We start from the raw sequence: 12,424 nt of genomic DNA, 5'->3' as shown, positions 1-12,424 counted from the left end.
CATAGGAAAACGAGTACTCAGGGTTCACCCCGGTACTCGTCTTTTTATTATGCTTGGAACAATTTGGGAGTCAGTTCTAAGTGTCAATTCGATGATGATGAAGAAGCAGCAGCCGATGCTGCGGCAGTTGCGGCCATGGCTGCTTGTTGAGCGATGATAATATTTGTGATACTGGTTGAGATTGCTGTCGTCAGCACACCGTTCCGCAGATTCTCCACATGTTGAATGGCTACCAGAGCAGACGAGAACAGGAGCAACTCCTGTTTGTCGATTGACCAGGCACCGAAGCCTTTTTGAGTCCGTAACCAGTCATTTGTTTCCGCGACTTCATCCACTAATGAGTCTCTGTCCGAAGGCAGTAGAGAAAGTATTCCAAGAGATGGTAACGTATACGTTTTGTCCATTCGAAAATCTCTTTTACGAAAAGCTTCATTTAAAGCAATCACACGAGCGCCTGCATCCGGGGGATCCTCTCCAAGAACCAGGACTTGTGTTAACGCCTGCACACTGTTTCTGGAAGAGAACTCTGGTTTTAATTCCCCGTAGAGTTGTTCCATACGTGCCACACCAGTATCTACGTTGAGGTCGGAAAGAGCTAACATGGCAGCGAAAATGTAGTCGTCCTGTCCAGTGAGGAAACGATGCTCTGCTTTCATGCCGTCATAAAATGATTTGGCCCGCTCCACCGTAGGTTGAAACTGGTCAGGTGATGTCTGAGTAGCGATCTGATAGGCGGCAATAACCAGATAATCGGAGTTGCGAAATTTGATCTCTTTCATCAAGTCATAGACATGCAAGGTATCTGCCAGCTTCGTCTCTGCATCCGTTGTAAGGGAGAGCATGGCAGCAATGCTAATGGCCGAATTACCTCTGAATGCAGAGAAGAGTTTTGTGTTTTGCTTAATCAACTCATGGCTTTGAAGAATAGCTTCCCCATCCGCTGTTTTATTCTCCGCTGCATAGAGCAGGGCAACCAGACGTTGCATCATCGCATGTTGCCATTTAAACGACTTCTTGATGATCTGGGTGTTGGAAACAAATAATTCAACTCGTTCTGCATGATGCTGCTGCATAGGCACACCTCCATATTCACTGTTATTCAACAATACCCTTCCAGCTTCCTTCATTTCGTCGGTGTAAACAGATTAGATGATTAGGAATATCAAATGAATTAAAGCGATTATTCCCATAGGGTAGATCAATGATCTGGAGAACCCGTTTTTAAATTCATTTCGAGGATGTTTTTCGAAAAAGAAGTGTAATACGGTATGTATGATGAAAAAGATATCCAGCACCCAAAATGTAATGGTCTGATATGAGCTAAAAAGAAGAGAGAGGATGATGGTATACATTGGCAGGTGAATCCAAGTGAAATACCTATAGGCTTTATCATCTTCCATATCTTTTAACACCATAAACAATTTCCACTCGGACCGCCTGATGGCATCCATTTCGTGAAGCAGAAAGAGAGACAGGTTAAACAAAAATAAAACCAGTAAAAAGTCAGGCATGTAAAGTCTCCTTTTCCTATTCAATCTGCTCCTATCTTACTAAAGGTAATTTAATTTGGCAAAATATGAAAAAAAGGTTCACGCTCCGTTCATACGTGCTTGATATGCTCTCGAAAGAAAGCGTAAGGAACAGGTATCAAAAAATATGCGGAGTGGTGGGGGCAAGTCATGTCATCGTTGATAAGAAAGATTTTTGGGAAAATGATTTTACTGGTGTTATTGCTAGGCATGATATTAGGTGCAACTGGATTAGGGACCATGCCACTATCGGCAGCAGTATCCAATCAGGGATTAAATTCGGGCAAATTGGAGCAAGGAGTCGTAGCTAATCTGGAGGATACTGATCAGTTAACGGCATTCATGGATGGGATGATGGATGTGCAAATGCGATCTTTACAGATCCCAGGCGCAGTCATTTCGATTGTGAAGGATGGGAAGATCCTGCTCTCCAAAGGATACGGACATTCGAACATCGAAGAAAATAAACCCGTTGATCCCCAAACCAGCTTATTTCGAATTGCTTCAACAACAAAGCTGTTCACATGGACCGCCGTGATGCAATTGGTTGAGGCGGGCAAGCTTGATCTTGATACAGACGTCAACACTTATCTGAAAACGGTGAAAATACCGAAAACCTATGAGGAACCGATTACGTTGCGCCATCTCATGACCCATACCGCAGGATTCGAGGAGGGCGGTGTAGGTTACCAGATCACTACCGATCCGGGGAAACTGCCCGTCTCTATTGCTGAAACGATGGCGAAACATATGCCTGCAAGGGTTAAGCCACCAGGCGAGATGCTGTCGTATTCCAATTATGGCGCCTCACTCGCGGGACTTATCGTCGAAGAGGTCAGTGGTGTTGCCTATAATGACTATATACAGAAAAATATATTTGATCCGCTGGGCATGAATTATGCTACGGTAGAGGAGCCTGTTCCAGCGTCTCTGGAACCTTATGCCGCCCTTGGATACGCCCGAGCTAACGGCGAGTTTGTAACCAAACGGCCAACGTATGAGGGAGGATTTCGTCCTGCGGGATCAGGGAGCGTGTCGGCAAACGATATGGCTCATTTTATGATTGCCCATCTTCAAGACGGGCGGTATGAAGATAAACAAATACTCAAGCCGGAAACAGCCAAACTCATGCATTCTCCGGCATTCCAGTTTGATGAACGTTTACCCGCCATGGATCTGGGCTTTTATGAGTTGAATATGAATGGGCTGCGTGTGATCTCTCATGGAGGGGCCGATGAGCTGTTTAATACAGCGCTTTATCTTGTACCGGACAAAAAAGTGGGCATCTTTGTTTCCTATAGTGGAGGGGAAGGCGGAACGGCAGCAGAAGGGTTGGCGCAAGCCTTTTTTGACCGATACTATCCTGTACATGCAACGGAGCAGCCTAATGAAACTTCTATCGAATTCGGGGAGTCTCTGGAAAAATATGCAGGCTCTTATCAATTTACACGCCGTAATCACACGAAGATCGATAAGTTTTTCAGTTTTCTGACTCAAATCAATATTGAGTTTTCGGATAACCGACTGTTTATTGGAAGTGGTGCAGATCAGCAAGTGTATACTCCGATTGGCGTGAATTTATTCCAGGAGGTCGGAGGGACACATCAGATGGGATTCCGCACCGATGCAGAGGGCAAGGTCACGTATCTGTTTCTAGATATATTAAACCCAATGCCGCTGGAACCTGCACCGTTAATGAACCAATCGAAGTTCTGGCTCCTCTTGCTCGGCATTTCGGTTGTTCTGTTCATCACTGTATTGCATGGATTTGTTTATCGCAGACGCGAAATCAGAGTGATGCCAAAAGCACAGAAATGGGCAGTTCGGTTGTCAGCTATTACGTCTATATGGGGACTATTAACCTTGGGCGCAACACTTCTGGTGATGAACATGGATTTGATTGATCGGCTTAGCCATATTCCACTATCTTTACGTCTCTATCTGTTTATGCCGGTTATCCTTGTAGGGTTGACTGCGGCAATATTCATCATGAGCGTCCTGGCATGGAAAAACCAATATTGGACGTTACTGAAGCGTGTGCATTATACGTTCGTAATGGTAGCAGCAGTGATCTTGAGTTTATTTTTCTATCATTGGAACCTGCTGGGATGGCATTTTGGTTGAAAACCTGCACCCAGATAGGAAGAACAAGATAGATATCGGAGGCATACATTTCATATGACCAAAATCCTAGTTGTGGATGACGATGTGCATATTCGTGAGCTGATTACCTTGTTTTTGCGGAATGAAGGATTCGAGATTGTGGTAGCCAAGGACGGTGCGGAAGCACTGGAGATTGTGGGGAAATCCCCAATTGATCTGGTTATCCTTGATATTATGATGCCGCGATTGGATGGTTGGGAATTATGCAGGGAGATCCGGCGTATGGATCTGAATATGCCATTGCTAATGGTCACGGTAAAAGGGGAATCGGCCCAGAAAGTAAAGGGATTTCAGTTGGGAACAGATGATTATTTAACGAAGCCCTTTGATCCGCTGGAACTTGTGATGCGAGTAAAAGCTTTGCTGAAACGTTACCTGATTGTCTCCTCCCAGACCATTCAACTAGGGGGCATTATGCTGAATCGACGCAGCTTTCAAGTGATTCGTGGAGAGGAAACAATCCATTTGCCTTTAAAAGAGTTTGAGTTGCTGTTCATGCTGGCAAACCAGCCTGGGCAGATATTTACCCGAGAACAGTTAATCATCAATATCTGGGGGAGTGATTACGAAGGGGATGACCGGACAGTTGATGTTCATATCAAGCGACTACGTGAAAAATTCGCTGGTGATGCACACCATTTTCAGATTGAAACGGCTCGTAGTCTGGGCTACCGGTTAGTCATCACATGATCAAAACCTTATATGTTCGTATTATTTGCACGTTTCTGGTCGTCATTGTTTTCAGCTTGCTGACCTCTTTCTTCATGGGGATCTTCCTTTTCAAAAAGGAAGTAAATCATATCGGTCAGAATGACATGATTTCTGTAGGGGAGGAACTGATCCGTCTATATGAGCAAACGCAACCTGAGGACAGGGATGCTTTCATCAAAAGTATGGTTAAAGTGTCCACCTATCCCATTCATCTATATGACGTTTCGGGTAACGTAACCTTTTATGACTTAGACCATACAGAGACCGTTGAAATTGCACAAGAAGTGGTTCAAATGGTGTTGCAGGGTCAGATCTATCGTTCTCCCGGAGAAGTGGAGCAGACGTTCATAGGTCTTCCTTTTCCATACAAAGGGGAACCACAAGCCATGTTTATGCAGTATTCTCCGCAGAATGAAAATATCATTAATCGGATGGTTTTGCTGGTATTATTGCTTGCACTGTTGATCGGAAGTTTTTGTATCCTTATTGCTGCAAGGTATTTGGTGAAGCCGATTCAGGTGTTGACGCGGGCAACCAAACGACTGGCGAAGGGTGATTTCAATGTGGAAATCCAAACAAAACGTGTGGACGAAATGGGAGCATTGACGCAGAGTTTCAATGAAATGGCGAGTGAGCTTAAACAGCTGGAACAGATGAGACAGGATTTTGTTTCCAATGTATCTCACGAGATTCAAACGCCGCTGACCTCTATTTCCGGTTTTGCCATGGCTTTGAAAAACAGCAGCCTGGTTGCGGAGGCTGATCGTAACTATTATCTCGATATCATTATTACGGAGAGTGGACGACTATCCAGACTAAGTGATAATCTGCTGGAGCTTGCGTCTCTGGATTCCGATCATCATCCGTTCGAGACAACTACCTATAATCTTGATGAACAAATCAGGCAAGTGGTGGTGACTTGCGAGCCTCAATGGTCAGCCAAAGGCATTCCAATTCACTTAGAATTGGCGGACGGTATCAAAATCAGGGCAGATCAGGACCAGCTTAACCAAGTGTGGATGAATTTACTAGGCAACAGCATTAAGTTTACTCCCGTGGGCGGGCGTATCGAAATACGCACGAGCCAGTCTGTCGATGGAATCTTTTTCACGATAACCGATTCGGGCATTGGAATAGCGCCGGAGCAACTGGATTATGTTTTCGAACGGTTTTATAAAACAGACCTGTCACGCGATCGTAGCATTAGTGGTAACGGTCTGGGCCTCGCCATCGTCAAAAAAATCGTGATGCTTCATCACGGAACTGTCGAAATGAAAAGTCAGGTGGGCGTGGGGACAACGGTGATGGTTCATTTGCCTTCCGGATGATTACAAAATCAATTTAGGGCTGCCAGCGATATTTTTCTGGTAGCTCTTTTTTATGGATGTTTAGATTCGTTTATAATCACGAGTTATCAGGGTAGGATTGATTACGCAACAGTTCTGGCAAAGCATGTAGCACTTGCATACGTTCCAGCGCACCCTCCATATTCCAATGCTGCCCTACGTGATACACTTTGCCGTTACACACCGCAGGAAGATCACGCCAATAGGGGCTTTCCATCCAACTCACGTCGCGCTCATAAGAAGTAGGGTCAGTGACGTCCCCATCTCGAGTTGCAGAAATCATAAAAATACGATCCCCTACATAACGCTCAAAATCGCTTTCCTCGATCTTAACAAAAGCCTCGCCTTGCTCTATTAATGTCGCTACTTCATGAGGAGGTCTGAATCCATTGGCATGGTACAGTGTGTTTGTGAGACCTTGAGAGGCCATGACATAGAGATTTCCATCATTTCCGTCCACAAGAACTGTGGCACTTTCGCCGTGTTCAAATGCACCTTTACACACATTCCACATGTATTCAGCCATGGCTTCATAGCGGATCAGCCAACGTTCCGCTTCTTTTTCTTTGCCGAAAATTTGGCCCAAGGTCCGCAAGCGGCTATCCAATGTTTGCTCACGATCCAACACAATGGTTGGAGCAATGGTATTCATTTCATCCAGAGAAATGCCATAGTAGTTGGCGACGAGAATAAGATCGGGCTTCAGCTTTCGAATCTCCTCAGGCTTGGGGGGAAAGCTGATTTCAGTTGTGTTTTGCATTGGAGCGGTATCGATGAATTGGCCTAATAGACTCTTGGGACTACCGACTGGGAACAAATCCAGGGCCATCAAGTCACTTGCGGTATTGCGATCCAGATATACGATACGTGATTTGTCCTTGGGGAGTTCTAACAGCCTTCCTGTAGAGTCACGGAAAAAAATGTCCTTGTCCCTATCGCTTTGCTTATACATCGCTGCATACTCTCTAGGAGGCAACCCGGTCTTCTGACGAAATCGTCTGACAAAGTAATAATGATCATTGAATCCAACCTGATGGGCGATGGACTCAATGGTTTCTTCTGTCTGTAAAAGCAATTCCTTGGCTCGATTCAAACGAATCTCGGTTAGATATTCAATCGGGGTTTTGTCTGTCAGTGAGCGAAACAGCTCATTGTATTGCCATAAGGAGACCCCGGATATATCGGATAGTTCCTGCACTTTAATTTTCTCGGCGTAGTGTTCCTGCAAATAGATAAGGGTGCGTTTAACGGCATCTCTGGTATTTTCCAAAGAGTGAGCTTTCGTATTCTGTTCAGAGAGAGACAGCATCAGCATATGGAACATAGGTTGATAGGCATTGCTTTCTGCTTTGTTGATATAGGGGCGTTGACGAGTCATATCCTGAATAATGGTGTGCACGCTGGAATAGGAACGATCGGATCGCAACGTACTTCCATCAAAGGCAGGACTTGTGTCAAACCAGACGGACGAAGCCTGAACTTTAATTACATGAAAAGAAAACATATAGACAGCGAACGGCTCATGATCCTGCCTGGTTAGTACAATGTTGCCTCCGGGTCGAATATAAAAACACTGTTCTTCAATGGCAGTAAGGGTCTCTTCCCCCAGATCCAACCTGAAGTTTCCCGAAACGACAATGAGAAGACGATGCTCTTGCGAAGGCAGTATGCTGACGGGTTCCTCCATAAAATCAATCTCGTTAAGCGAATAGATTCCATGTACCTGATCGGTATGTAATAGAAGCTTCATGCCACAATCCCCTTACTAATTGATAACGATTCTCATGGAATAGCATAGTGTAAATACGCTCTTTTTTCAACCAATTGATAGGCGAGATAGAACATAACTTGGTGTTACACCTGCTAAGTATTGTCTGAAAAGCCCTGGAATTGTCCATTGATGCGCCTATGCTGGATCGTTACTATAGGTAGAAGATAGTGATAATGATTATCATTAAAACAGAGTGAATGGGGAGAACGTCATGTATAGTGTGAAACGATGGGGATGGTCTATTGGTGCGGTTCTGGTGCTGAGTATCGGCCTGAGTGCTTGCAGTAGCAATGAAGGTGCGTCGGTAAATGACGGAACAACGCAGCAGACAACCGTAAAAGAAAAGGAACCCGCTGCGGAGAAACCGGAAACCAAAGAGTACGTGGATTATCTGGGACGTAAGGTAGAGATTCCAACTGATCCACAGAGGATCGTCTATTATGATAATAAAACCTTCGGGGACATGCTGGTACTTGGAGCAGATGCAGTCGGTCAGGATAGCCGATTCGAATCAATATATCAGGATCAAGTCAAGGACATTGAAGATCTTGGTGCGCCGTTGAATCTGGAAAAGCTGGTTGAGCTTGAGCCAGATCTGATCATCACAGGTCTTCACGCTCAAGGGGAGGAGTTGGATCAGATTGCGAAAGTGGCGCCGACGGTCGGAATCGATGTAGATGCTCCATTGGAGCAGCGCCTGCCTATACTTGGTCTTCTGGTGAATAGGGAGGCAGAGGCACAGCAGTGGCTGGCCGATTATGATGCGAAATCGGAGCAAGCCTGGAATGCGTTCAAACAGAGTGCAAACATCGGTCCGGATGAGACGGCAACGATATTTTTAAACACAAATCGTACGCTGTATGTTATGACGACAGGGCTAGCTGCCGATTTATACTCACCTTATGGACTGGATATACCGAATGAGGTGAAAAAGGTAACGATTGATGAAGAAATGCCATGGGCTCAAATATCACTTGAGAGTCTGCCATCATTTACCGGGGATCACGTATTCCTGATGGCAGCTGGGGCAGGGGAAGATTCCGCTGAGAATGACGAACTGATGAAGTCAGCGATATGGAAGGACCTTCCTGCGGTTAAGAACGGTCATGTGTATGTGGTGGAGCAAAAGTGGAATAAACGTGATGCCTACACGATGCATGAATTTTTGAATGAACTGCCTGCCATGATGAAGCAGCAATAGTTCGGTAATAAGTAGTAGAGTTGAGAGAGCCTCCTGTTGAAGGGGGTTCTTTTTGTACTTTTTGTACTATCGTTCTACTCCACACTTTGAAATGGGCTCAGCTTGTACAATCAGACTTCACCTTATCTGACTGCCATATTCATTAAGCGGTTATCCTATACCTATATGTGTAGTGAATCCGTTTCCTCACATTCCTTGTTGTATTTCTGCGGCACATCTCGTACAATTTGGTGAAGTAATTCTGCATTGCGTTAATGTGAATGTGAAAATTAAAGATTACATCAGGAAGCAGTACACAAGAAAAGGGGAGAATCGTTTGGAATCAAAGCAACTATCTAGAGGGCTAAAGCCCCGCCATGTAGAGCTGATTGCACTCGGAGGTACAATCGGCGTTGGTTTGTTCATGGGATCGGCAAGTACGATCAAATGGGCAGGTCCATCCGTGCTGCTGGCTTATTTATTGGCTGGTATCGTTATCTTTTTTGTCATGCGCATTATGGGTGAAATGTTGATTCAGGAGCCGGTCACGGGTTCGTTTGCTACATTTGCTCACAAATATATTAGTCCGCTTGCCGGATTCCTGACCGCCTGGAGCTACTGGTTCCTATGGGTTACGGTTGGTATGGCGGAAGTTACGGCGATTGGTATCTATGTCGGGTATTGGTTCCCGGATATTCCACAGTGGCTGCCTGCACTTGCTGGGGTGCTCATCATTGCGGCGGCAAATCTGGCGGCTGTGAAGTTCTATGGAGAATTTGAATTCTGGTTTGCGATGATCAAAGTGACGGCTATTGTGGCGATGATCGTGATCGGAACAGGACTCATTTTCTTCGGCTGGGGGAATGGGGGTCAGGCCATTGGTCTGTCGAATCTGTTCAGCCATGGTGGCTTCTTCCCTGGGGGCATCAAAGGTTTCCTCTTCGCGCTGTGTATCGTAACGGCTGCGTATCAAGGGGTGGAGATGGTCGGTATTACAGCAGGCGAAGCGGAGAATCCGAAATACACCTTGCGTAAAGCGATCAAAAATATCGTGTGGCGTATTCTTATTTTCTACGTTGGCGCCATATTTGTTATCGTAACCCTGTACCCTTGGAACGAAGTGGGCGAGACGGGCAGCCCGTTTGTGCTCACCTTTGCCAAAGTTGGTATTGTTGCTGCAGCGGGGATCATTAACTTTGTGGTGCTCACGGCGGCCATGTCGGGATGTAACAGCGGGATCTACAGTGCGGGACGTATGCTGTACACGCTGGCGGAGAATGGGCAGGCACCTGCCTTTTTCAAAAAGCTGTCCAAAGGCGGGGTTCCCCGCAACAGTATCGTCATTACAATCTCCTTGCTGCTGATTGGGGTTGTGCTGAACTACCTGATGCCGGACTCCAAGCTGTTCCTGTACATCTACAGTGCAAGTGTTCTTCCGGGTATGGTTCCATGGTTTGCGCTGGCGTTCAGCCAGTTCCGATTCCGAAAGCGTTGGGGCAACGAGATGGCGGATCATAACTTCAAGTCCAAATGGTTCCCGATCAGCAATTACATTATCATCGTGTATCTGATTCTCGTCATTATCGGTATGGCGTTTAACCCGGATACGCGCTTACCTCTGGTTGTTGGAGCTACGTTCATGGCAATCGTGGTGGCAGGATATTTCGCATTTGGCATCGGCAAAAGACAACGGATAGATGGCGGCGAAGATCGCTAGTCCAATATTCAAAAATCAATTTATATCGTAATATCATACATGCATTCCTTGAAACGACTGGAGAACCTGCGGGTGATTCAGCGTCATTCAGGGAGTGCATTTTTTATTCGGAAAAATCATGCTTGAATCTCCTGTAACTGGAGGTTTTAAGATTGGAGTTATAAAGATTGCACTAAAGCCTATTTACACTTGCCACTTCGATGACAGAACAACCTTCTGATCGCTGTTATCCCCTGATTTTTTGATTCAATTTTACAAAGGTGAAAATCTGGGGATAAAGGCGGGGTGTATGCTTCCGAAGTAGCTTTCTTTCAGAAAGCTTTTAGCATCCGCTTCTTCAGGTTATTTCTGTCCTCTACGTTCTCGTGTAAATGTTTAGTTCAATTTATATAATAGCTGCTGCGCAATAATATCATTCCGATGTAATCCGTGGCAGGATGGGAGGCTTTAAGTATATGAGGACAGTAGAATGGATTTATCTTATTTTCAACCTGCTTATATTAGTGGGGGTAATCGGGATTGGGAAACAGAGTCAACATTTTCGGAAAATGGTATGGGGTGGATTCGCCATATCAGGTGTGCTGCTGATCGTCCATGGTGTGGTCGAAGGACTTCGTTGGCCGATGATTCCGGCGTATCTGCTCACGTTGGTTCCACTGGTTGTGTTAGTTACACAGGCAAGACGCCAGCAACAGTCTGGTGTAACCTCGCTGAACAGTAAACGTACCGGGGCATCTGCTTCGACATCGACTGTGACGAGGAAATTCGGACGTGTTCGAATCATCGCAACGTCTCTTCTGGTGTTGGTATACGCTATTGTGAGCATTGGCTTGCCGCTGCTGTTCCCGGTGTTTTCGTTTGCCAAGCCAGCAGGTCCTTATGGAATCGGAACAGTATCCTACGACTGGACAGATAACAGCCGTGAGGAGTTGCTGACGAGTTCTGTCGGTGATCAACGGGAGCTGATGGTACAGATCTGGTACCCAACGAATCCAGATGTACAGGGCGCAACAGCTCCTTATGTTAATAAGCCGGAGATCTACGGGACAGCCTTCAATGAAGTACTGAAACTGCCAAAGCTTTTATTTTCCAGTCTGAGTCAGGTCAAAACACATGCGATTCAGGAAGCTCAGTTATCTGATGCCAAAGCCAAGTATCCGGTTGTTCTTTTCTCTCATGGTCTGCATGGGTATGAAAATCAGAATACGTTCCAGGTCGAGCAGCTGGTGAGTCAAGGATACATCGTTGTGGGCATTAATCACACGTATAGCAGTCTGGTGTCCGTATTCCCGGATGGACGTGTGGCGCAGTTTGAATCGGAAGGAAAAGAAGGTTTTGAACAGCTACAATTCAGTTACATGGACAAGTTGAATGAGACATGGGTGAAGGATGCACAGTTTGTACTGGATGAGGTAGAGAAGTTGGGTGCGGAAGATCCGAGCGGACGCTTTACCGGACGTATGGATCTGGACAATATCGGCATGTTTGGGCATTCATTTGGCGGAGCAACGACAGTACAGATGTTAATGGATGATCCACGTGTGAAAGCAGGCATGAATATGGACGGTGTATTGTTTGGCGAGAAACGTATCCCTGCGGAAGGCGTGGGCAAGCCGTTCCTGATGATGAGTGCAGACTCAACCGTTGCAGGCACAAGTGTGATGAGTGACGAGGAAATTGCTGCGATGGGCACGACCCGTCCGGAAGCCGAGAAATATTACGAGGAAGTGTACGAGCGCTATGAGCCGGTAACCGCAGGAGGGAACTTCTGGATGGAGCTGACCAACACCAAACATCTGAGTTTCTCCGACCTCTACCTGATCTCTCCACTGCTCGAATGGACACAGGGTGTAGGTGCGCGGGGGACACAACAGTTGGTCAACGATACAACGATTGATTTCTTCAACCACTACTTGAAAGGGCAAACGCTCCATATGGACAAGGAAGTGGGAGAACATGAATCCTATTTGTTGAAAAAAGGCTAAACGTATAAATGGAAGGAGACTG

9 protein-coding genes are annotated in these 12,424 nt (G+C 45.9%); 6 read left to right on the top strand and 3 right to left on the bottom strand.

The features are described 5' to 3' along the window. Positions 1-83: 83 nt before the first annotated feature. On the bottom strand, positions 84-1,073 hold the full coding sequence (locus tag MHB71_RS20870) for a DUF4003 family protein (protein ID WP_340027535.1): 990 nt from the start codon (positions 1,071-1,073) through the stop codon (positions 84-86). Between the two features lie 72 nt (positions 1,074-1,145). Further along, entirely contained in the window at positions 1,146-1,511 is a 366-nt protein-coding gene (locus tag MHB71_RS20865; RefSeq protein WP_017690584.1) for a DUF6713 family protein, read from the bottom strand. Positions 1,512-1,679: 168 nt separating this feature from the next. Here MHB71_RS20865 and MHB71_RS20860 point away from each other — a divergent pair, with 168 nt between their 5' ends. The 3 genes from MHB71_RS20860 to MHB71_RS20850 are packed head-to-tail and all read left to right on the top strand — an operon-like array spanning position 1,680 to position 5,731. Beyond that, complete coding sequence (locus MHB71_RS20860) at positions 1,680-3,653, top strand: serine hydrolase domain-containing protein (protein ID WP_340027534.1); 1,974 nt, start codon at positions 1,680-1,682, stop codon at positions 3,651-3,653. A gap of 54 nt (positions 3,654-3,707) precedes the next feature. Continuing rightward, entirely contained in the window at positions 3,708-4,382 is a 675-nt protein-coding gene (locus MHB71_RS20855) for a response regulator transcription factor (protein WP_340027533.1), read from the top strand. Then, the gene (locus MHB71_RS20850; protein WP_340027531.1) at positions 4,379-5,731 is read left to right on the top strand and encodes an ATP-binding protein; all 1,353 of its coding nucleotides are present in this window, start codon (positions 4,379-4,381) and stop codon (positions 5,729-5,731) included. The genes MHB71_RS20855 and MHB71_RS20850 overlap by 4 nt, the downstream gene beginning before the upstream one ends. 76 nt (positions 5,732-5,807) lie before the next feature. Here the strand turns inward: MHB71_RS20850 and MHB71_RS20845 are convergent, their stop codons facing one another. Beyond that, positions 5,808-7,499 carry an AraC family transcriptional regulator gene (locus MHB71_RS20845; RefSeq protein WP_340027529.1) on the bottom strand — a complete coding sequence of 564 codons (1,692 nt, stop codon included), beginning with the start codon at positions 7,497-7,499 and terminating at the stop codon, positions 5,808-5,810. A gap of 232 nt (positions 7,500-7,731) precedes the next feature. Here MHB71_RS20845 and MHB71_RS20840 point away from each other — a divergent pair, with 232 nt between their 5' ends. From MHB71_RS20840 to MHB71_RS20830, 3 genes are all read left to right on the top strand, one after another. Continuing rightward, positions 7,732-8,721, top strand: a complete 990-nt coding sequence (locus MHB71_RS20840; RefSeq protein ID WP_340027527.1) for an ABC transporter substrate-binding protein — start codon at positions 7,732-7,734, stop codon at positions 8,719-8,721. A 316-nt stretch (positions 8,722-9,037) separates the two neighbouring features. Further along, positions 9,038-10,417 (top strand): amino acid permease, encoded by a 1,380-nt coding sequence (locus MHB71_RS20835; protein ID WP_076253758.1) that lies wholly within the window; start codon positions 9,038-9,040, stop codon positions 10,415-10,417. A gap of 455 nt (positions 10,418-10,872) precedes the next feature. Further along, positions 10,873-12,402: an acetylhydrolase gene (locus MHB71_RS20830; RefSeq protein ID WP_340027525.1), complete on the top strand. Its 1,530-nt coding sequence runs from the start codon at positions 10,873-10,875 to the stop codon at positions 12,400-12,402. Positions 12,403-12,424 lie beyond the last annotated feature (22 nt).

Origin of the sequence: Paenibacillus sp. FSL H7-0940 (genome assembly GCF_037979415.1) — a bacterium.
GTDB classification, from domain to species: domain Bacteria; phylum Bacillota; class Bacilli; order Paenibacillales; family Paenibacillaceae; genus Paenibacillus; species Paenibacillus amylolyticus.
Note: the sequence above shows the minus strand (reverse complement) of the source record. Positions and strands in the feature narration are given on the sequence as shown.

Bases quoted from the DNA above. Each gene is read 5' to 3' on its own strand.
- MHB71_RS20870 (WP_340027535.1), bottom strand. From the start codon at position 1,073: ATGCAGCAGCATCATGCAGAACGAGTTGAATTATTTGTTTCCAACACC.
- MHB71_RS20865 (WP_017690584.1), bottom strand. From the start codon at position 1,511: ATGCCTGACTTTTTACTGGTTTTATTTTTGTTTAACCTGTCTCTCTTT.
- MHB71_RS20860 (WP_340027534.1), top strand. From the start codon at position 1,680: ATGTCATCGTTGATAAGAAAGATTTTTGGGAAAATGATTTTACTGGTG.
- MHB71_RS20855 (WP_340027533.1), top strand. From the start codon at position 3,708: ATGACCAAAATCCTAGTTGTGGATGACGATGTGCATATTCGTGAGCTG.
- MHB71_RS20850 (WP_340027531.1), top strand. From the start codon at position 4,379: ATGATCAAAACCTTATATGTTCGTATTATTTGCACGTTTCTGGTCGTC.
- MHB71_RS20845 (WP_340027529.1), bottom strand. From the start codon at position 7,499: ATGAAGCTTCTATTACATACCGATCAGGTACATGGAATCTATTCGCTT.
- MHB71_RS20840 (WP_340027527.1), top strand. From the start codon at position 7,732: ATGTATAGTGTGAAACGATGGGGATGGTCTATTGGTGCGGTTCTGGTG.
- MHB71_RS20830 (WP_340027525.1), top strand. From the start codon at position 10,873: ATGAGGACAGTAGAATGGATTTATCTTATTTTCAACCTGCTTATATTA.